The organism is Aminobacterium sp. UBA4908, assembly GCF_002398115.1.
Lineage (GTDB): Bacteria > Synergistota > Synergistia > Synergistales > Aminobacteriaceae > Aminobacterium > Aminobacterium mobile.
The window spans coordinates 134582-156185 of record NZ_DHCG01000007.1 but is presented as its reverse complement, the minus strand read 5'-3'; the positions used below and the strand labels follow the sequence as shown (position 1 = coordinate 156185).

Here is a 21604-nt window from a genome sequence, read left to right as displayed (position 1 = left end):
ACCTCAATCAGCGTCAATATCCACTTCTACCCGCTCATTAGCCTTTACAGCCGCAGCCTTAGCCACTAGGCGTATAGCGTTGATCGTTGCGCCTCGTTTCCCTATCACTCGCCCCACATCTTCCGGTGCAACGCGTACATTGACCATTACAATACCTCGGTCATTCACCTCAGATGTAACTTCAACTTTTTCGGGCTCCGTGACAAGATGCTCCACTATGTACTGTACAAGTTCTTTATAGCTGGGCATCATTAATCAGCAGAAGTCTGTTCTGCTGCAAACTTCTCCCACACACCAGCCATTTTCAGTATTCCACGAGCTGTATCAGAAGGAGAAGCACCGTTCTTCAGCCAATACAGAGCTTTTTCCTCATCGATCTTAATCTCCGCAGGGTCATACATAGGATTGTATGTACCAAGAAGTTCGATGAACCTCCCATCTCTCGGAGAACGAGAGTCAGCTACTACAAGCCGATAATATGGATTTTTCTTGCGCCCAAATCGAGCTAAGCGAATACGAACTGCCATAGAGTAAGACACCTCCTGTTTTCATAAAAAATAGAATTTCTATTTATACCCTTTTCTAAAAGGGGAATCCTCCACCACCACCGAAAAGACCTTTCGGGAGATGGAATCCTTTTTTACCCTTTCCCATATATTTCCAAAGCTGTTTCATTTGATCATATTGCTTAAGAAGCTGGTTTACCATCTGGACACTCGTCCCTGAACCTTCCGCAATTCGTCGACGTCGGCTCCCCTTAATAATTTGAGGATTTCGACGTTCCTCAATTGTCATAGATTGGATAATAGCTTTCGACTGTTTAAGTCGTTTAGGGTCGAGCTCAGCATTTTTTAGGTCTTTCATTTTCCCGAAGCCGGGCAGCATATCAATAACCTTGTCGAGAGGACCGAGCTTCTCTATCTGTTCAAACTGTAAAAGCAGATCTTCCATAGTCAGCTTATCTTTTTTAAGGCTTTTAGAAATCTTTTCTACATCTTCTTGAGATGTTACTTGCTGAACTTTTTCCGCCAGCCCCATCACATCGCCCATACCCATAATGCGCTGGGCCATACGTTTAGCGTCAAAAAGCTCAAGGGCCTCTGTTCCTTCTCCTACCCCCGCAAACTTAATAGGTACTTGTGTAGTTGCGCGAATGGCAAGAGCGGCACCTCCACGAGCATCGCCATCAAGTTTACTTAAAATAACCCCAGAGAGAGAGAGTTTCTCATGGAAACTGGAAGCCACTTTCACTGCTTCCTGACCTGTCATGGCATCTACTACCAATAAAATCTCGTGAGGTTGCACGCTGCTTTTCAGTTTGAAAAGCTCATCCATAAGCTCTTCATCTACGTGAAGACGACCTGCTGTATCTAAAATAATAACGTCGTTTAAGTGACCCTCTGCATAAGACAAAGCCTCTTTTGCTACTTTGACAACGTCTTGAGTGTTATCTTTCGGTCCATAAAATCCAACTTTACTTTGTTCTGCTAAAACCTTGAGCTGCTCTATAGCCGCAGGACGGCGAAGATCACAAGCTACCACGAGAGGGCTGTGCCCTTTCTGCAACCGCCTGGCTAATTTTACAGCACTCGTAGTCTTACCACTTCCCTGCAAACCAACCATCATTAACAGCGTTGGTGGCTTGGGAGAAATCACTAAAGGGGCAACTTCAGAACCCATGAGATTAACAAGTTCCTCATAAACAATGGCTATAACTTGCTGGCCTGGCGTAATAGATTCAAGAACATCTCGGCCAACACAGCGCTGGCGAATGGATTCTACTAAAGTCTTTACTACTTTATAATCCACATCAGCTTCAAGCAACGCTCGCCGCACTTCTCTCAAAGCAGCATTTACATCTTCTTCAGAAAGTTTCCCTTTCCCTTTAAGTTTGTCAAATACTGCTTCAAGACGCTCTTTCAATGCATCAAACATTGTTCAATTCCTCCCACCAAAAAGGGCGGACATCATTTGTCCCAGCATCGTTCTTCCAGGCGCTGAATTCTCTTCTCGAGCTCCTCTATTCGACTGCAGATACCAAGAAGTCCTTCTAACTCACTCAGTCTAGATCGAGCTCGAGAAAGGAGATCGAAAGCTGCCTGACGGCTGGTTTCCAAGCGCTCCGCCATTTCGGAAACAGAGAGATCAGAAAACTCATGATATTCATAAGCCTCTCTCTGCTTTTCCGTAAGTAGTGGCGAATAAAGATCGTATAATTTGTTCAAATAAACCCGTCGTTCAAGAAGATCTTCCTCATCCATTTCATTATCCTCCTCTTAAAACAGAGCGATTATACGTCGCTCCTTTATAGGTGTCAAGATCTTTTTCTTTACATAAAGTCTAGACAAAAATCCTCTTTCTTGCAATCATAGAGTTATTATTCAGTTCTATAAGGGCTTAAAAGGAGGCGTTACTATGTCTGATACGAAAAATCCATTTATCGCTGCTCAAAACGCTAGCAACCGACAACTGGGGCTTAGCGCAGTAAAGGCTCTTTCATCAAAAGGGTTTAATGCCGTATTTGTCAACACCAAGGAAGAAGCTCTTGAAGAGGTTCTCAAGCTCATTCCAGAAAAAACGACAGTGGGAATTCCAGGCAGTGTGACTATTAGGCAAATTGGCGCTCTGGAAAAATTAATGGAACGCGGCTGTACTATCGCCCATCACTGGGATCCTTCTTTAACACCAGAACAAAAAAACGAAGTACTCAAGCGAGAATTCTTATCCGACTATTTTTTGACAAGCTCAAATGCCCTGACACTAGATGGAATGCTCGTCAATATAGACGGAACAGGGAACCGTGTTAGTGCCATGGCATGGGGAACAAATACCCTCATTTTCGTAGTAGGAATTAATAAAATAGCTAAAGATGTAGACAGTGCGTTGGTTCGCATACGAAATAACGCCACTCCTCCCAATGCAACGCGACTCCACATTGACACACCGTGTACACATGTAGGCCATTGCGTAAACTGCGATAGTCCTCAACGAGTATGCAGAGCTGTTCTCATTCTTGAGCGACCTACAACAGGTCGAAAAACTCACGTTATAGTGGTAGGGGAATCTCTTGGGTACTAAGTACCATTTCTATATCACCCCCTCCTTTGCATATGAATGCATTAATGCATTCTTTCTATTTCTCGTGTAAACTTAACGAACTTAAGGAGGGATGACTTAATGCCCAAAAGAGGAAAGATCGCATTGGTTGTAGCTGGAGGCCAGATGAGCCTAAAGGGGGAAGAAGAAACAAGCCGCCAGTCCTCTAAAAGTGGAGAGACCATGCTTTCTTGGCTTCCAAAAGATTTGCCTTTTGAAATCATATTAGTTGACTGGAGTCATCAACCTAGCAGTCACTACACAATGCGTATGACTACCGACCTCGTTCAGATTCTCAATAAATTGGTTGTAGATGGGATCGACGGCATTGTAGTTTCCAGTGGTACAGACACTCTTGAAGAGATGTCATATCTTGCAGATCTTATGTGGACATATCCTCAGCCTGTTATATTTACAGCTGCTACTCGCCCGTATGAAGAGATCGGGTCTGATGCCGTGCTCAATCTCACTCAAGCTGTAATCGCTGCTTCTTCTCAAAAATGCTGGGGACTTGGAGTACTTGTTTGTATGCAGGATCAGCTTTTTGCCGCATCAGAAATTACAGAGAGTGCAAATCATAGAAGAAATGCTTTTCTAGCACCTGATCGAGGGCCAGTAGGAGAAGTTATGGGGAAAAACATTGATATTCTTCGCCTTCATAAGAGGGGAAAGGTCTTAGCAGGCTCTTTCGCCCCCGCAAGAAACGTAGAGCTTGTTACGTCAAGTTTAGGTGGCGGAGAGCTTGTCCTCAAGCTGCTAGCAGAAACATCTGAAAAGGATCTAGACGGATTGGTAGTAGCCGGATTTGGCGACGGCTCTGTGCCTCCGTCATGGATACCCTTTCTGCGGAAAATACTAAGAGACAATATTCCAATAGTTATTACTTCCCGTTGCATAAAGGGGAGGACCCGTCCTTCTTACACTTTCGAAGGAAGCCTTGACCGTTTACTCGAGTTAGGGGCCTATGATGGCGGAAGCCTGAAACCTGTCCAAGCCAGATTGAAACTAGCAGTAGCTCTTGGTGCAGGATTAAAAGGAAACGATTTGCAAAAATATTTGCTTGACTTGTAAAAAAACAGCTGCCCTGGCTTCAGGGCAGCTGAATTATTCTCTTACCGAATCATGAACACGACATCATATATCATCTTACCGGCGGAAATAAAGACTACGACAGCTAAAATCCACCGGAGCCACTTATTCCCCTTAACGAGGCTAAATTTGGCTCCTATAAAACCACCTATCATCGTTCCCAAAGCTATCGCCACTCCAGCGCCTATCTGAACAAGTCCTCGCGAGGCAAAAAGAAGCAAACTAATGCATGTGTAACTTAAAATAACGACAACTTTAATAGCATTAGAGTGTAAAAGGTCGTATCCGGCAAGGCCTGCTAAAGCCCAGATGAAGAAGAAACCAACACCCGCCTGAATGAAGCCACCATATACCCCTATAAAGAAAAAAACAATCTGAAGGACCCAAGGGGGAACTTTACGCTGAAACTGCCTCTCCCACATTTTAGGCTTCATTACAAGCTGAACAGCCATAATAGAGATAAGTATAGATACTACAATTCTTAACACTGCTTCATTCAACTCTAACGCTAAGAATGTTCCTGCTACAGATCCTAAACATGCTGGAAGAACAAAAAAGAAGGCTTCCCTTAGGGTGAAAGTTTTCTCTTTATAAAACTTGCTGGAAGCCACAATATTTTGCATCAAAATTCCAATGCGGTTCGTAGCATTGGCAACACTCATGTCCATTCCTAAAAAAACAAGGAGCGGAAGGGTTAACATACTTCCGCCTCCTGCCGTCACATTTACGAAACCAGAAATTACTCCTGCTAGAAATAAAAGACATCCGCCCAATAAACTCATCTTTTTTATGCTCCGATTGTAATACGAGATTTATAGTTAAAAATAATTCCAACTTCATGATACAATCAAAAAGAAACTATTTCCCACCGGGAGGTGAAGAAATGAAGTATGCAGCCACTGACGAAATGATCGTTATAAGACTCACAGATGGCGAAGAACTCCATGGATCCATCAGTTATGTCTGCAAAGAACGTGATGTAGATTCGGCAGTAATTGTATCAGCAGCAGGCATGGTGGGAAGCGTTACTTTCGGCTGGTTCAACGGACGAGAGTACGAGACAGCTTCCTATAACGAAGTACTGGAACTCTCGGCCTTAGGGGGGAATATCAGTTACAAAAAAGAAGGCATTTACCCCCACATTCACGCTGTTCTTAGCCGCCCAGATCACACATGCCTTGCTGGGCACATCCTTCGGGCAATTACGTACCACAATTTGGAGATATGCCTCGTTCCCTTAAAAACTATTTATCTAAACAGAGAGTTCGATGAATGGTTTGAGGCACTCGCCCCTGAAAAAAGACTATAGCTTCAGCCAAACATGCAATATGCAATGTTAAAGGGAAGTACTGCTACTTTTTTATGTCTGCCTTTTCTCCTGCTGCAATTGCCATAAGTTCCTCTGGGGAAATAGGAAAAAAGGCGTGATCAGTTCCAGCTGCAGCCCAAACTAAATCGTACTGAAAAAGATCCTCGTCAAGAAAGGCGGGGATCTTTTCTACATATCCTATCGGCGGAACCCCTCCTATTCTATATCCAGAGTAAGTATAAACAAAGTCGGGAGAAGCCATTTTAACTTTTCGAACACAAAGCCTTTGCTTTATTTTCTTCAAATCCACTTTGTTAGGGCCAGACATGAGAGCTAAAACAGGTTCTTCATCAGCTAATAAGACCAAAGTCTTCAAAATATGCTCTGCAGGAGCTCCAACTGCCTTTGCCGCGTCTTCAACGGTAAAAATCGTCTCATGACTTATTTTTATTTCTCCCTTATAGCCATGATTATCCAAAAAAGATTTAACCCTGTCTATAGGATCAAAGTCCGCTCCAGTAGACACCTGCTACACCTCCTGATTTTATTTATTCTCTGCCTTTTTCCGTAAAAAAGAGAGCAACAGTTCCATTGCTCGAGTAGAGATGGTGCCATAGGTAATATAAAAAGAGCGCATTAATGCTGGGGAAAAAGGAATTGGGACCAAACGAGGATTTTTTTCCACAGCTATTTTCGATACAATCCCTCCCGCAGCTCCCGCTTCTATAGCGTTCAACACAGCGGAAACATGACCGAAACAAAGTCCAACCTCTTTTTCATCACCACCGCTGTATTCCTTGTAAGCATCTTCCCAGATTCGTCTTGTAGCTGACCCTTCTACACGCCCTACCAGGTCCAGTTCATCAAGATCTTTCATTGTGACAGTTTTTCTCCCAGCTAGGGGATGGGTTGGAGATACCACCAACACAAGTTCGTCATTACATAATGGGCACGATTCAAAACCAGAAGAACTGCGGCTAAATCCAGTTACCGCAATATCTGTTTCTTTAGTTACCAACTTTTCTATTGCTTCTCGAGAATCAGATATAAAAACCTCAATATCAATAGCGGGATATTTCTCATGAAATTCCACTAAAAGTGGCGGCAATACAAAGTCTCCCGGAATAGAACTTGCGCTAATCGTTACTGTACCTGCCACTTCGGAAGAAGCATCTGACATTTCTCTTTTGATGTCACCTAGAGAAGAGACTGTTTTTTTAGCAAAAGCATATAAAATCTCGCCCTCCACTGTAAGTTTGGAACACTTCTGTCCCCTAACAAAAATTTTGATGCCAAGTTCCTTTTCAAGTCTAGCGATATGCTTACTTACGGCTGGTTGGGATATTCCAAGAGAAGCTGCTGCCCCTGAAATACTTCCTTTTTCAAGAATCTCTACAAGGCTTTCAAGCTGTCTAAAATCCACGTCTCCAATCTCCTTTCTCATGTATCTAGCCGTAGCTATAAGATGCACTCTTTCTTTTTAGCTTTCCTGTAGTATCATTCAGCAGGTAAATTCAGTCAAGTAAGGGAATCGTCCAACATTTTCCACTACTTGTAATCACGGTTTTTATTATATATATTATACGACTACAATACCGATTGGAGGTTTTTACTCTATGAGTTTAGGAACGCGTATTAAAACTTTAAGAAAGGCCGCACATCTAACACAACAGGCCCTCGCCGATAAAACTGACGTGAGTCGAATTTATATTCAAGCTCTTGAGAGCAATAGAAGACTCCCATCGATGAAACTTCTAGGACGACTTGCTCAAGCTCTCGCCGTAGAGGTGACGGATCTTGTTAAAGCAAGCCCCACCGATGATTCTGGGAGAATACATCTCGAAGAAGTACTAGAAAACCACGAGAATCTGGAGATTTGGTACAAAAGCAAACAACTCGATCAGAAGGAACTTCTTTTTATACGAGGACTAATAGATACTGCTATTTCATTTTGGGCAAAAAAAGAAGTTACAGAAGAAGCGTGATTTTTAAAAAATGAAGCGGCGTGCAGTGTTTCTTCCCATGAAAAATTGCCCCCATCGCTGTGTCTATTGCGATCAGGGGGCTATAACTGGAGAGCATTCCTATCCCTCGCCAGACCATGTCCGCTCTCTTTTAGGGACAGAAGACTCTGCTGTAGAACTTTGTTATTTTGGAGGAAGTTTTACATGCCAGCCACAATATATACAAGAGCAATATTTAGAAGTAATTAAAGATGCCCCTTGTGGAAGCATCGTAAGATTTTCCACTCACCCTCTATGTATGAATAGAGACCTCCTTAACTGGTTAAAGAAATACCCTATCTCTATGATAGAGTTAGGAATATCCTCTCTTGACAACCATGTTTTGGACCACTGCAATAGAGGTTATAGAGCACAAGAAGCTCTTCTCGCCCTTTCCATGATTCAAGATACAGGCATTTCCGCTTGCGCACAAATGATGATTGGACTCCCCGACCAAAGCATACAAAGCAGTATAGAAGATTTACAAAAATTGGCTTTTCTCAAAGGGCCCAAAGATATGACCCTTCGAATTTATCCTTGTTTAGTATTGAAAAATACTCGCCTTGAAATAAAAATGAGAGAGGGTAAATATACCCCTCTCTCATTTTCCAAAGCAGTACTATGGGCTGGAACCCTCTTATTCCATGCTTTAAAATTGGGCTTTCACGTACAACGAATAGGTTTACAGGAGACAGGAAGCCTAAATGATGCCGTAATAGCTGGCCCTCATCATCCTTCCTTTGGGGAATTTGCTAAAAGTGTATCTTTAGTTTTGACGTTGCTAAAGAACTCTCCTTATGGGCCTTGGGGTCTTGGCAAAAAAAATATCTCTCTCCTTAAAGGACACCATAACTTTGGTTTGAACTTATTGGCAGAAAAGACACGATTAACTCCAGAAGACGCTTGGTCTCGTGTCTACATATGGGACAGAGCCCCATACTAACTTTTGTTCAATATTGACTAAAGCAAACCTATGAAATAAACTCTAGTACACAAGCCCAATTTCTGGCATGATGGTTAAGGTCCATGGAGGTGTTGTTTAATGTCAGATATCCAGCTTTTGGAACTATTGAGACAAAAAGTCGATGGGATGCCGAATAAAGCTCGTAGAGTTGTAGAATATATTCTCGCCAATTCTAGAGAAGCTGCATTTCTCTCCATTGGAGAAGTTGCAGGGAAACTTGATGTATCGAAAGCTCAGCTCGTGCGTGTTTCAAGGATGCTCGGGTTTGATGGTTATGCCGCATTGAAAGACGCTCTTAAAGAAACCGTACTGCAACAAGTGAACCCTTCAGCCATGCTCTCTCGTATTATGAACGGCCACAAAAATTTGCCACAAGAAATATATCGGCTAGAGCACGCTAACATCGATGACACATGGAACAGGATACGGGCTGAGGAGGTAGAAAAATTTTGTACTATGATACTCCACGCTAAAACCATTTTTAGCGTGGGATGGGGAATATCTGCTCTTGTAGCAGAATCCCTCTATACTCGCCTTCTTGAACTCAGTCTGAAAGGGGTTCTTATGAAAAGAGGATCAATGGCTCTTATAGAACAAGCTCGGGCCGTTGAAGAAGGCGATGTTCTCATTGTATGTGAACTTCCTAGCTACGTTATTGAGGTAACAGACACTGTTAAGTTCGCTTCCGAAAAAAAATCTCATATCATCACCATTACAGACAGCCCGGCTGCTCCCGTTTGTAAATTCGCCGACGTATCTTTTTTTGCCAGTGATATGAGCCCCACCTTCGGAAGCTCTATTATCGGTCCTCTTTTTCTCATTCATATACTAACGTCTATACTAGCAGTCAACATGGGAGAAGAGGGGGAAAAAGCTCTCAAAAAACAGGCTGAGGGACTTCATGACGAAAGAGTTTACTATCCGACCTACGAGTTACGATATTAACATTTCGCTCTCAATCGAAGCTCTTCTCCGGGCTTGAGCACTTTTACGTCTGTCGACACTGTAATATGAGCCGTAAAGTCTGAAGGGTCGGCCTGAATCAGGTCAAAAGTGTTGTAATGAATAGGTACTGCCATCGCAGGTTGGATAATATCCACTGCTTTCGCAGCATCTAATGGGTCCATTACAAAATTACCCCCTATAGGAAGTAAAGCTATGTCTATTTTTTCGTCTTTCAACAGATGCATCTCCATAGATAAGCCGGTGTCTCCTGCATGGTATATTTTATTCCCCTCTATTTCTATAAGGAAACCACAGGGATTTCCTCCGGGAATCATAGCGCCGGAAGGAAGAGTTATATCAGAGCCATGAAGAGCTGGAACTAACTTTACCCTGCCAAAAGGAAAAGTAAATCTTCCGCCTATATGCATTGAATGACAGGATATTCCTCGGTTCCCCAGATAATTTGAAATTTCAAAATTCGTAATTACAGTTGATTTGAAACGATGACAAATCTCTTCCGTATCACCTAAATGATCTCCATGGCCATGAGTGACAAAGACATAATGGATTTGGGGCAAGTCATCTAGAGTCAACGCTGCCTGCGGGTTCCCCGATATGAAGGGGTCAATAATTAAATTGTATTCTTCACCCAGAATCAAAAAAGCAGCATGGCCTAAAAAACGAAGTCGTACCATTTTTACATCATCTCCTTTCGCTCTGCATGGATGCAGCTAAATCTTTCCGCGTGCCTCTCCAACAGAGCTGTATAAACAAAAAGCCGGAGCATTCGTACTCCGGCCTTTTTTAACCCTATTCCTGGTCTTCGCTATCAGCCAGGCTCTCTATTTTCAGTTCATCAAGCTGCTCAGGGCTTACATCTGACGGAGCGCCCGACATAAGACATTGAGCCTTTTGTGTTTTCGGGAAAGCCATAACTTCTCGTATAGAAGAGGCTCCGCAAAGAAGCATTACAAGACGGTCTAAACCAAAAGCAAGTCCTCCATGAGGAGGTGTTCCAAAGCTCAAAGCATCAAGAAGGAACCCAAAACGCTTACGAGCCTCTTCCGGAGTGAAAGCCAAGCATCCAAAAACCTTCTCCTGAACTTGAGGGTCATGAATTCGTATAGATCCACCGCCTACTTCATTTCCGTTAAGGACGCAGTCATACGCACGGGATCGCACATTTGCAGGGTCTGTATCCATCAAGGGTATATCTTCCATCACTGGAGACGTAAAGGGATGATGTACAGCTACCCAACGATGCTCTTCCTCGTCTTTTTCAAAGAGAGGGAAGTGTATAACCCAAAGGAATTCCCACGCATCTTTTTGTACAAGATCACGTTCTTTGGCCAAATCCAAGCGAAGTTGGCCTAATACTGTAGAAGTGACCACTCTATCGCAATCTGCCAAAACAAAAAGAGCATCTCCCTCTTTTAAGTCACCTTTCTCCACAAGAGCCTGCTGCAGTTCCGCGGAAAGGAATTTCACAAGAGGCCCCTTTAATTGTCCCTCCTTAAGCTGGAAACAAGCAAGCCCGGCTGCTCCTAATTTCTTTGCTCTCTCTTCTATCTCAGAAACACTCTTTCTTGAAAGAGCCGCTCCGCCAGGCAACGGCAATCCCTTAACATATCCGCCCTTAGTTAAAATATTTTTAAAGGGTGCAAAATCACTTTGTTCAAAAACACTGCCAAGATCGTGGATTTCGAAAGGAATTCGTAAATCCGGCTTATCGCTGCCAAATCGATCCATAGCTTCCCAATAATCTATCCTTCGGAAAGGGGTAGGGATATGGATACCTAACATCTCTTGAAACAACCCTGCCATATATTCTTCTATAAGGGCATAAACATCTTCTTCCGTGATGAAACTCATTTCCATATCGATCTGAGTAAATTCAGGTTGCCTATCTGCCCGTAAATCCTCATCTCGGAAACATTTAACTATCTGATAATATCTATCGAAACCACTTACCATCAGAATCTGTTTGAATATTTGAGGGGACTGAGGCAAAGCATAAAAGGTCCCCGGGTTAACACGGCTGGGCACAAGGTAATCTCTTGCCCCTTCAGGAGTCGATTTAGTCAGCATTGGTGTTTCTATATCTACAAATCGATGACTCCAAAGAAATGTTCGAGTATATTGGATAATTTTATCCCTCATTCTAAGGTTACGTTGCATCTTATCTCGTCTTAAATCGAGATAACGATAATGTAAACGAAGATTTTCATCTACCTTGTCTGTAGCCTCAGAAACTTCAAAAGGCAAAGGAGCAGCAGGAGATAGAAGAAGGAAGTCTTCCACTGCTATTTCTATTTGACCGGTCTTCATTGAGAGATTTTCTGTTCCCTCTGGCCTCTTTTGAACCCTTCCTCGAACGCCAACAACAAATTCACTACGCAGAGCCTTCGCTCGCTCGTGCACTTGAGGGACTAGCTCTGGATTAAAAACAACCTGTACAACTCCTGTATAATCCCAAAGCTCTATAAAAATCAGGCCGCCTAAATCTCTGCGGCGCCGAACCCATCCATTTAAAATTACTGGTTTTTCTACCTCTTCAAGGCCAAGGGTACCACAGAAATGAGTCCGTTTCCAAAAACCATCAAAGTGATCCGACCTGCTACTCATTCTATTACCTCCAACGCATGCAAAATTGCTTTTTTATCGTTTTATTTTTTCCTGTATGTATGCAAGAACTGCACTTTGATCGACCTCTACTTGCTCGCCTGATTTGAGGTCCTTTACATTCACTACACCTTTCTCTAATTCATTTCCACCAAGAATGCAGGCAAAAGAGGCCTCTGATGACGCTGCCGATTTGAACTGTGCTTTCATTCCTCGTTCAAGATAATCCATATCGGCAGAGAACCCTGCGTGACGCAACTCAGAAACAAGCTTCTGAAGTTCAAAACGAGACTCCATATCAAGGCCGATGGCATATACATCCAAAGACGGACTCGAACCGAAAGAACACCCCTGCTCTTCCATCACGAGAATAATACGATCAAGCCCTGCGGCAAAACCTACCCCAGGAGTAGCTGCGCCACCTATGGTTTCGGCCAAATTATCATATCGACCTCCACCACACACAGCATTCTGCGCGCCAAGAGCCCCAGAAAGAATTTCATAAGCCGTCTTTGTATAGTAATCTAATCCTCTTACTAAACGCTTATCTATATGGTAGTGAGCACCAATTCTATCAAGCCCTTGCAAGACTGCGTCAAAATGCTCACGACACTCATCACATAAGCTCGAATAGATATCTGGCGCACCTTCTGTTATCTCCTTACACCCGGCCTCCTTACAGTCTAAAATACGGAGAGGATTGCGCTCAAACCTATTTTGACAGGTTTTACAGAGCTTATCCATTCGGGGAGCAAAGTACTCTTTTAGCCGCTCTCTATAAACAGGACGACATTCAGGACACCCCACAGAGTTTATTACTACTTCCAAGTTCTGCAACTCTAGGCGATGGAAAAGCTCAAGAGAAAGACCGATGACCTCAACATCAACCATAGGATTGGAGGCGCCAAGGCTCTCAAAGTCCAGTTGCCAAAACTGACGGTATCGTCCTTTCTGTGGTCTCTCATATCGAAACATCGGGCCAGCACACCATAGTTTTACCGGCTGAATAGTGCCGTTCATATTATGTTCCAAATAACAACGGACCATAGAAGCCGTAGCTTCTGGACGAAGCGTTAAACTTCTGCCTCCGCGGTCTTCAAAAGTGTACATTTCTTTCTCTACCACGTCCGTCGCTTCTCCAATACCACGGGCAAAAAGGTCTGTTTGTTCAAAAATTGGCAGATGAACCTCAGAGTAGCTAAAATTCCTGGCCACCTCAGATGCTGTTTTCAAGACATATGCCCATTTCCACGATTCTTCAGGGAGTATATCCCTCACACCTCTCGGTGCCTTTATATCTGTCATAAAGCCTACCTCCTATTTATGAGGAATAGTGTATATATCAAATATCAATTGTAAGCGTTATGTAGTTTTATACATTATGCAGGTAAGTATAAACACTCACTGCAAATTTCTCCAGTGGGAAAATAAGGGGGGTAAAAAAGAAAAGCGCAACGGCCTTATTCTGCCGTTACGCCTGTCTGTTTCCTACGGCACATAAAACAAAAAACTATCGAGATTCAAGCTGGAATTTGATAGCTGTCCTTTCTTCGTCATCAATCTCAATTTTCGCAAAAGCAGGAATACAGATTAAATCAATCCCATTAGGAGCTACATACCCCCTTGCAATGGCAATCGATTTCACCGACTGGTTCACTGCGCCAGCTCCAACAGCTTGGACCTCTACCGCCCCCTTCTCGCGAAGAACAGCTGCTATGGCTCCTGCTACGGACTTGGGCTGCGATTTTGCAGAGACTTTGAGAACTTCCATAAAATTCGACCTCCCTTGATAAGCGCCGCAAGAATATAGTAAAGTGCTTGTTCTTTTGCTTAAAATACAAAAGTTTCACTATTTGAAACAAGTATAGTAGCATTGTAAGTCTTTTGGCAAGTGTTTAGCAACAAGAAAGATGAAATTTAATCAATAGTTTCATTAACTATTATTTTTTTATAATCCTCTTTTTCTCCGCAGAAGGCGATTTTGATCCACAAATCTAGGATATGGCAAATGATAAACTTTCCCCTCATCAGGATCTATGAGATGAATAGAAAGTAAACCATTAAGATATATTTCCCTGCCAACACATTCTGGCATGTATTGGTCGTGCCCGAAAAGATTTAATGCACCACTGCTCCGAGGTAACCCCTTATAATCATGGCTGAGATTGAAGTGTAATCCTTTAAGAGTCACCTTACCACTCCATTTTACCGTCTCACTACGTTTAAAAACCTTTTTTACATTCTCTCCATTATCATGATTCCCTAACACTATAATAACATCTCGTTCTCCATCCTCTTCCAGAATAGGGGCTAGAGAGTATAATTTCTGGCAATACTGTGGTAAGGAGAAAGGATATAAGCCAAGTTTTATTTCATCCGCCAAATCTCCTGTATGAATCACAGCACGAGGGTTAAAGAATTTAATAAGCCTCTTAAGAACAGGATAGAACGATGATGGGGTATCGGAAACATGCAAAAAAGCTCTATTCTTCAGATGCGTTAAATCATCAGGAATATAGAGCATATCAAACAGCTGAAAAACAATTTTTTTCCATGTTCCCATACACATCACCTCTAGACTATTTGAAATTTTACCACTTTTATACCAAATTGTAACTAGGAAAACATGGTACCATACAAAGAGTTAGCAGAGTATAGGAGGAACAAGAAGATGTCGGCATCAACTTCAAATACGGCGTTTCCCATAGCAAAAGAACTGGATATTTCTGTATCTCAAGTAGAAGCTGTCAGCTTTCTTTTAGACGAAGGTTGTACTATTCCTTTCATCGCCCGATATAGGAAAGAAGCGACAGGCAGCCTTGACGAAGTCATGATAGTTCGCATTCGAGATAAAAAGAACGAGCTTATGGAAATGGAGAAACGTCGAACGTCTATCCTAAAATCTCTTTCTGAACGAGAGCTGCTGACGGAAGAACTTAAAACAGCTATCTTGGGGGCTCCCAATCTTATAGTTCTCGAAGACATCTACCTTCAATATCGTCCTAAGAGAAGGACACGTGCCAGCATCGCCACAGAGAAAGGCTTGGCTCCTCTCGCTGAAAAAATCCTGAAACAAGAGGGAGGGGTTCCCTTTTCTTATAGCCAGGATTACGTTGATCCAGAGAAGGGCATCAACTCCGTTGACGAAGCCCTACAAGGGGCTATGGACATTCTGGCCGAAAAAATAAGTGAAGATAGGGCGACACGTTCGTGCATCCGCCGCATTTTTGTAAGAGAAGGTATAGTTGTATCATCTGTAGCAAAAGGGATGGAAGAAAAGGGGATAAAATACCAAAACTATTTCGAATGGAAGGAAAAAGCGCTTGCCGCTCCATCCCATCGTATTTTAGCCTTATTCAGAGGGGAAAAAGAAAGGTACTTAACTCTACGAATACGCCCAGAAGATGACCGTTGCTTACGGGAGATAAAAAAACACTTCGTACGCTCTCAAAATGAGGAAAGTAAAATTGTTGAAAAAGCAGTAGAGGATGGGTATAAACGGCTTCTTGCCCCCTCTATGGAAACAGAACTGAGAAATGCCCTTAAAAAAAAGGCTGATGAACAGGCTATTACCGTTTTCGCTCAGAATATCAGAGAAGTACTCATGGCCCCTCCTCTCGGACATAAGAATATTCTCGCTATCGATCCCGGATTTCGGACTGGATGCAAAGTTGTGTGCCTTGACCGTCAAGGAAAGCTTGTTCACACAGAGACAATATTTCCTCACCCCCCACAGAAACGGGAAGAAGAATCTGCTCAAAAGGTCCTAGATATGATGAAACGTTTCTCTATTGAGGCCATTGCAATCGGGAATGGAACCGCAGGAAGAGAAACAGAGAGTTTCATACAAAACATATCTTTTCCGAAGAAACCAATTATTGCAATGGTCAACGAAAGTGGAGCCTCTGTATATTCAGCCTCTGAAATTGCAAGACTGGAGTTTCCCGACTATGATGTAACAGTACGAGGAGCTATCTCTATAGGACGACGCTTAATGGATCCGTTATCTGAACTTATCAAAATAGATCCTCGCTCTTTAGGCGTCGGGCAATATCAGCATGACGTAGACTCCAAAGCATTGAAGCAGGCTCTTGACGATGTGGTAGCCAGCTGTGTTAATGCTGTTGGAGTGGACGTTAACACTGCAAGTAAAGAACTTCTTACTTTTGTTTCTGGAGTAGGCTCTCAACTCGCAGAAAATATTGTACGATATCGAGAAGAAAACGGCTTATACCAAACAAGAGAAGATCTGAAAAAAGTCCCTCGTTTAGGCCCTAAGGCTTTTGAACAAAGTGCGGGCTTTCTTCGTATCCCTGAAGGGAACAACCCTCTTGACGCGAGTGCCGTTCATCCAGAAAATTATGGACTCGTAGAAAAAATAGCTCAAGATTTGGAGACTACTATCCATGCGCTCATAACAGACAACAAACTTCGCAAAAATATATGCTTAGATCGGTACGTTACAGGGAAAATTGGGCTCCCAACTTTACAAGATATAATGGCTGAACTTGAAAAGCCCGGGCGTGACCCACGCCAAAAGTTTGACAGCTTTGTTTTTGCTGAAGATATAACGGATATATCGCATCTACGAAAAGGGATGATTTTACCGGGGATTATTACAAATGTCACGGCTTTTGGAGCATTTGTGGATATTGGCATCCATCAAGATGGGCTTATCCATATAAGTGCCCTTTCCGATCATTTTATAAAATTTCCCCAGCAAGTTGTTTCTCCAGGCCAACGGGTTGAAGTTATGGTGATAGCACTTGATATAGAGAGGAAAAGAATCTCTCTATCCATGAAAAAAAGTGACTTGATAAGGCAGGTGGAGCCCCATCCATGGAACGAGCAAGGGAAAAAGCCTTAAAAAGAGCAGGGATATGTTTCTTTTGTATTTGTTCTCTTGTGTTGTGCCCTTTCGGCGTCTTTTCTAGAGAAAATGAGGGTGGAGTTCCTATTTTAATTCTCGACTCTTACCATAAGGGATACCCTTGGACCGACAGTGTTATCAAGGGTATCCTAACCTCGCTTCATAATGCCTCAATTAAAACAACACCCTACATAGAGTACATGGATTCCCGACGGCTATCTTCTCAAAAGCTCTATCCTTCTTTAAGCAAACTTTACCCCATAAAATATTCTCAAACTCCTCTCGCAGCTATTGTGTGTTCTGGTGATGAAGCTTTCAATTTTCTTTCTCTTTATGGACCAAAGATTTTCCCCGGCATACCCATAGTCTTTACAGGGATTCGAAATATAAAATCACCTATCCAGCAACCCCTTTTGAGGAATTACACCGGTACAGCTCAACATACACCTTTTTTAGCAATGGTGGATGTTATTATGCGGTTACATCCTACCGTCAAAAAAATTATTGTCATTGGGGATACAACAACGGCGGGAGAAAAAGATGTTCAACAGCTCAAAGAAATTTTAACGAGGCAAAAAGATTATATCGAGTCTTTATTTCTTATCTCCCCTACCTTTGAATTATTAAAAAATGCTCTTTCAGAAGAAAGCAAAAGTACAGTTATTATCATTACGTCTTATTTTCTAAACATCCAGGGAGAAAACTGTGCGCTACAGGAAGGAATAAATATTATCCGTTCTATGGGGGATTTTCCTATTTACTCTCATTTAGACGGAGTCCCTTTGCTTAATGGAGTTCTCGGAGGCCCTATCAATCATGGAGAAGAGTTCGGCCATACAGCTGCAAAGATGGTGCTACAAATTCTTTCTGGACGGGCTGTTAAGGATATTCCCATTCGAGAATCTCAACGAATACATTGGCTTTTTAACTATCGCGAGATAAAAAAGTTCGGCATCTCCACATCGCAACTCCCCAGCAACAGTACTATAGTGAATGATCCTTTAGAGGAAATTAAGGAACATTACCATTTCATCGTAGCTAACCTTCTTGTTATAGCTACATTAGGTACTTTGAGCATTCTCCTTTTCAGTAAAATTATGCACCGCCACCATGTTAATGCCGCTCTTGTGGAGAACAAAGAATCTCTTAGCGGACTTATAGAAGGGGCACCTGAAGGAATCGTTCTTTTAAATGGGGAAGGATATATATCAAGAGTCAATAAGGAATTTTGCAAAATGTTTAATTATAAGGAGGGCTCTATTCAAGGGGAAAATCTCGCTCAATATATCTCAACATCTGAAGAACGAGTACAGAAAACATCTGAGCTCGTAAAATTATCCCTAAATAAACGTTTCAAAAACATAGAGCGGTTCCAGAATAAAAAGGACGGAACTCCTCTGCCTGTTTCTATGAGTGGATTTCCTGTGGAGAGATTGAGTGGGGAAAAAGAAGCTTTTTTACTTTTTCAAGATCTAACCCGTAAAAAAGCGCAGGAAAGGGCTTTGGCCTTACAATTTCACCTGGAATCTCTCCTCTCCACCGTTTCTTCCCAACTTGTTCTTTCCAGGGATTTTGAAAATGCTATACAAAATGCCCTTCAGGAAATAGGGAAACGTTTAGGTTTGTTAGGATGTGGATTATATCAAAGTAAAATAGAGGCTCCAAACGTATTTCACATTGGGAAAAAGTGGTTCTCTCCTATTTATGAGGGAACGCCCTCGGATTTTTTTACATTTTCTTTTAAAGAAGAACACATTAAATATATAAAAAAAGAGATCCCTGTCACTTTTCCAATAGAGAATAGTTTTCTCTCCGGCCTAAATGCTACTGCCCTCCCTTTCAAAACAAGAGAGAACAGAAATGGGGTTCTTATGCTTCTCTATCAAGAAACAACTCACACGTGGGCTTCTATTAACACTTCTGTTCTCGAAGTGCTTGCAAGCACCATCGGAGAAACATATAAAAAGAAAGAAACACAAGATGAATTGCTCCATACTATCTCCAGATTGAGAGAGACATTTCAATCTACTATTGCTACTATCGGCCATATTATAGAAATGAAAGACCATACCACTTCCGGCCATCAAGGACGAGTCGCTCAACTGAGTCTTGCTATAGCAAAGAGAATGGGATGTTCTTCCATTATCCAAGAAGCAGTCTATAATACGTCCCTCGTTCACGATTTGGGGAAATTGTATATCCCGAGCGAAATTCTTACAAAACCAGAAAAGCTCTCCTCGCTAGAATATCAAATCGTTCAACAGCACCCTCGATTTGGTTTTGATGTGCTGAAACAAGTTCATTTCCCATGGCCTGTAGCTGAAATAGTCCTTCAACATCACGAAAGGCTGGATGGATCTGGTTACCCTGAGGGACTAAAAAACAGCCAAATACTGTTAGAGGCAAAGATTATTGCAGTGGCGGATGTGGTGGAAGCTATGACATCCCCTCGTCCTCACAGAGGTCCCTACGCTATAGAAAAGGCTTTAGACGAAATCGACAGAGGAGCTGGACATCTTTATGACCCCTCTGTCGTATCATGCTGCGTAAACTTATTTAGAGAAGAGCACTTTGAATTTTCCAACTCTAGATCTTCTCCCTTGTAATAAAAACGCTTAAAGCTTTGTATATGCTTCTAATGCTTTGGAGGGTATAGAGCCTTTTGTCGAATCCATCCACTGCAACTCTTCAAAGCTAACGTCTGCTCCAAAAAGATGGTTCCCTCCTGTATCGTAATGACGAGCTGCTTTAATAGCATATTTTTTCTCTGCAGAATTAAAAACATAATCATATTCACTAAAATACAAGGTTTGAGCTTTAGCTTCCTCCAAACCAGCTTCTGCTACTAACGCCTCCACCATCTGTTTCTTTCCAGCCGCCGCTGCATAATAAACTCTTACTGTAGTGAGAGGCATTGAATCAAGCTCATCAACCTTTACCATATACCACCTCAGCTTGTTCTCATCTGCACCTAAATCTACTCGAACATCCCGAGGCTCCGCAAATATAGGTTGACTCGCCACAATTAATATAGCCAAACAAAAGACAAACATACCCCAAAAAAACTTTTCTTTTCGCGTCACTCCTTACCCCTCCTTTCTAGTTCTATTCTGCCATGCATTTATAAACCAGAATCTCATGAAAAACAACCGTATTTCTCGCGGTGTCTACTTTTATTCGATCGTTATATTAAACCCCTTTTTCTTGAAAAGGCAGACACAAGCATCTACTACTTGAGGATCTAAAGCCGAACCCTTTAACCGATCCAACTCCTCTAGAGCTTCTGTTAAACCAAGAGCTGGTCTATATGGCCGATGAGAGCACATTGCTTCCACTATATCTGCTACCCCTATGATACGGGCAGACAACAATATATCATCTCCCTTTAAACCTCGAGGATACCCAGAACCATCGAGACGTTCATGATGCTGATACACAGTCTCTGCCAAGGGCCAAGGGAACTCTATGCGGCTAAGAATAATGTATCCTGCTTCTGCATGGGTTTGAACAAGATTATATTCCACCTCGTTCAAAGGACCTGGTTTACTTAAAATCTCCGAGGGAATCTCTACCTCTCCTATATCATGTATTAAAGCAGCTTTCTCTATATTTCCAATCTCCTCATCAGGCAACCCCAATTCTTCCGCTATAGCACGAGAGAGAATCGCTACCCTCTTTTGATGCCCCAAAGTTAAAGGATTTTTCTTCTCCGCTATAAGCGCCATAACTCCTATAGTCTGCTCCCAAGCCCGTAAAACTTTACTGAAATTTTGCGAGGCGGCAAGCTCTACCTCTTTTCGAAAGGAGACATCAGATATTGTGCCTTGGAGGTAAATGATTTTCCCCTTCTTATCTCGCAATACTGTCGTACGTGCATCCACCCAGATGTTCTTCCCGTCTCTCGTTACAATGCGATATTCCAGAGAAAATTCCTCATCCCCAGCTTCTTCGTGTTTCTGAACCTGCTGAAGTATCCTTTGACGATCTTCCTCTTTAATGATGGAGAGGAAAGGACCTTTCTCTCCTTTAATCTCCACCGGAGTATACCCCCACTGGCTTATATTCTCAGAAACATACTCTACGGGCCAACCTTCCTCTGCTTTCCAACGAAACAAAACTACGGAGCTTTCTTTCACCACGGTCATAGCATAATATAATTGTTCGTCTCTATCATGTTCACGTGTTAAATTGTGAAAAACTAAGAATGCACTCTCCACATCTTTGCCTGAAAAAAAAGGAACCACAGAGAACTCACAAGGGAAGAAAGTTCCATCCTTGCGGACACACTGCACAATAGTTCTCGCAAATTCATCTCCTCTATTGATGCTTCGAGCTATAGAGACCGCTCGTCTCTTAAAAAAATCTGGAACTACAATGTCGATAACATTTTGGTCTAAAAGCTCATGCGTAGCATACTGAAAAAGCTTCAAAAAAGCTTCATTGGCACGCTGTATTGCCCCCAGCGCATTCACTAGCACTATAGCATCCTCAATATTATCAAAGAGACTGTTTAAAAGAGCCTTCTCACGATCCATCATGTAATTAACCAGTACCTCTCTAGATAAATTGGAAGCTTTCGCTCAAAGAGAAAATATGTACAGCACCTCTATAATTACAATAACGGGTCCAAATCCTATTAAATAGTATAACATTACCCTGGAATGATGCCTCATTAGGAACTCCCAGAAAAAACATACATAGCGCTA

The 21604-nt window shown here is 42.4% G+C and carries 22 protein-coding genes; 8 read left to right on the top strand and 14 right to left on the bottom strand.

Annotation, left to right across the window (positions count from 1 at the left end; genetic code table 11):
- Positions 1–3: 3 nt before the first annotated feature.
- The 4 genes from B4J50_RS07170 to B4J50_RS07155 are packed head-to-tail and all read right to left on the bottom strand — an operon-like array spanning position 4 to position 2261.
- The gene (locus B4J50_RS07170) at positions 4–249 is read right to left on the bottom strand and encodes a KH domain-containing protein (RefSeq protein WP_024822658.1); all 246 of its coding nucleotides are present in this window, start codon (positions 247–249) and stop codon (positions 4–6) included.
- Positions 250–251: 2 nt separating this feature from the next.
- Positions 252–527, bottom strand: coding sequence for a 30S ribosomal protein S16 (gene rpsP, locus B4J50_RS07165; protein WP_024822659.1), 276 nt, complete (start codon positions 525–527; stop codon positions 252–254).
- 55 nt (positions 528–582) lie between these two features.
- The gene (gene ffh / locus B4J50_RS07160; RefSeq protein WP_024822660.1) at positions 583–1935 is read right to left on the bottom strand and encodes a signal recognition particle protein; all 1353 of its coding nucleotides are present in this window, start codon (positions 1933–1935) and stop codon (positions 583–585) included.
- A gap of 32 nt (positions 1936–1967) precedes the next feature.
- Complete coding sequence (locus B4J50_RS07155) at positions 1968–2261, bottom strand: sigma factor-like helix-turn-helix DNA-binding protein (protein ID WP_024822661.1); 294 nt, start codon at positions 2259–2261, stop codon at positions 1968–1970.
- A gap of 154 nt (positions 2262–2415) precedes the next feature.
- Here B4J50_RS07155 and B4J50_RS07150 point away from each other — a divergent pair, with 154 nt between their 5' ends.
- Positions 2416–3078 (top strand): lactate utilization protein, encoded by a 663-nt coding sequence (locus B4J50_RS07150; protein WP_024822662.1) that lies wholly within the window; start codon positions 2416–2418, stop codon positions 3076–3078.
- Between the two features lie 99 nt (positions 3079–3177).
- Entirely contained in the window at positions 3178–4167 is a 990-nt protein-coding gene (locus B4J50_RS07145; protein WP_024822663.1) for an asparaginase, read from the top strand.
- Between the two features lie 41 nt (positions 4168–4208).
- On the opposite strand, the gene B4J50_RS07140 is transcribed toward B4J50_RS07145, so the two are convergent.
- On the bottom strand, positions 4209–4967 hold the full coding sequence (locus B4J50_RS07140) for a sulfite exporter TauE/SafE family protein (protein WP_024822664.1): 759 nt from the start codon (positions 4965–4967) through the stop codon (positions 4209–4211).
- Positions 4968–5068: 101 nt separating this feature from the next.
- Here B4J50_RS07140 and B4J50_RS07135 point away from each other — a divergent pair, with 101 nt between their 5' ends.
- A complete protein-coding gene (locus B4J50_RS07135) occupies positions 5069–5494 on the top strand; it encodes a PPC domain-containing DNA-binding protein (protein ID WP_024822665.1) in 426 nt (141 codons plus the stop codon).
- Positions 5495–5537: 43 nt separating this feature from the next.
- On the opposite strand, the gene B4J50_RS07130 is transcribed toward B4J50_RS07135, so the two are convergent.
- Complete coding sequence (locus B4J50_RS07130; protein WP_024822666.1) at positions 5538–6020, bottom strand: YbaK/EbsC family protein; 483 nt, start codon at positions 6018–6020, stop codon at positions 5538–5540.
- 18 nt (positions 6021–6038) lie between these two features.
- Positions 6039–6938, bottom strand: a complete 900-nt coding sequence (locus B4J50_RS07125; RefSeq protein WP_286845947.1) for a LysR family transcriptional regulator — start codon at positions 6936–6938, stop codon at positions 6039–6041.
- Between the two features lie 172 nt (positions 6939–7110).
- On the opposite strand from B4J50_RS07125, the gene B4J50_RS07120 reads away from it, so the two are divergent.
- From B4J50_RS07120 to B4J50_RS07110, 3 genes are all read left to right on the top strand, one after another.
- Complete coding sequence (locus B4J50_RS07120; protein ID WP_024822668.1) at positions 7111–7479, top strand: helix-turn-helix domain-containing protein; 369 nt, start codon at positions 7111–7113, stop codon at positions 7477–7479.
- 10 nt (positions 7480–7489) lie between these two features.
- On the top strand, positions 7490–8440 hold the full coding sequence (locus B4J50_RS07115) for a radical SAM protein (RefSeq protein WP_024822669.1): 951 nt from the start codon (positions 7490–7492) through the stop codon (positions 8438–8440).
- 99 nt (positions 8441–8539) lie between these two features.
- Positions 8540–9406 (top strand): MurR/RpiR family transcriptional regulator, encoded by an 867-nt coding sequence (locus tag B4J50_RS07110; RefSeq protein WP_024822670.1) that lies wholly within the window; start codon positions 8540–8542, stop codon positions 9404–9406.
- Here the strand turns inward: B4J50_RS07110 and B4J50_RS07105 are convergent.
- From B4J50_RS07105 to B4J50_RS07085, 5 genes are all read right to left on the bottom strand, one after another.
- On the bottom strand, positions 9403–10101 hold the full coding sequence (locus tag B4J50_RS07105; protein ID WP_024822671.1) for a metal-dependent hydrolase: 699 nt from the start codon (positions 10099–10101) through the stop codon (positions 9403–9405). The genes B4J50_RS07110 and B4J50_RS07105 overlap by 4 nt on opposite strands.
- A gap of 115 nt (positions 10102–10216) precedes the next feature.
- Positions 10217–12031, bottom strand: a complete 1815-nt coding sequence (gene aspS / locus B4J50_RS07100) for an aspartate--tRNA ligase (RefSeq protein WP_024822672.1) — start codon at positions 12029–12031, stop codon at positions 10217–10219.
- A 33-nt stretch (positions 12032–12064) separates the two neighbouring features.
- Positions 12065–13333, bottom strand: coding sequence for a histidine--tRNA ligase (hisS, locus tag B4J50_RS07095; protein WP_024822673.1), 1269 nt, complete (start codon positions 13331–13333; stop codon positions 12065–12067).
- Between the two features lie 205 nt (positions 13334–13538).
- Complete coding sequence (locus B4J50_RS07090) at positions 13539–13799, bottom strand: stage V sporulation protein S (RefSeq protein ID WP_024822674.1); 261 nt, start codon at positions 13797–13799, stop codon at positions 13539–13541.
- Between the two features lie 177 nt (positions 13800–13976).
- Positions 13977–14591, bottom strand: coding sequence for a metallophosphoesterase (locus B4J50_RS07085; protein ID WP_024822675.1), 615 nt, complete (start codon positions 14589–14591; stop codon positions 13977–13979).
- A gap of 108 nt (positions 14592–14699) precedes the next feature.
- On the opposite strand from B4J50_RS07085, the gene B4J50_RS07080 reads away from it, so the two are divergent.
- Both B4J50_RS07080 and B4J50_RS07075 read left to right on the top strand, forming a co-directional pair.
- Entirely contained in the window at positions 14700–16895 is a 2196-nt protein-coding gene (locus B4J50_RS07080) for a Tex family protein (protein WP_286845957.1), read from the top strand.
- Positions 16868–19504 (top strand): ABC transporter substrate binding protein, encoded by a 2637-nt coding sequence (locus B4J50_RS07075; protein ID WP_286845959.1) that lies wholly within the window; start codon positions 16868–16870, stop codon positions 19502–19504. The genes B4J50_RS07080 and B4J50_RS07075 overlap by 28 nt, the downstream gene beginning before the upstream one ends.
- A 9-nt stretch (positions 19505–19513) precedes the next feature.
- On the opposite strand, the gene B4J50_RS07070 is transcribed toward B4J50_RS07075, so the two are convergent.
- Positions 19514–19981 carry a hypothetical protein gene (locus tag B4J50_RS07070; protein ID WP_286845960.1) on the bottom strand — a complete coding sequence of 156 codons (468 nt, stop codon included), beginning with the start codon at positions 19979–19981 and terminating at the stop codon, positions 19514–19516.
- Between the two features lie 90 nt (positions 19982–20071).
- Positions 20072–21436 (bottom strand): HD domain-containing phosphohydrolase, encoded by a 1365-nt coding sequence (locus B4J50_RS07065; RefSeq protein ID WP_286933968.1) that lies wholly within the window; start codon positions 21434–21436, stop codon positions 20072–20074.
- Between the last annotated feature and the right edge of the window lie 168 nt (positions 21437–21604).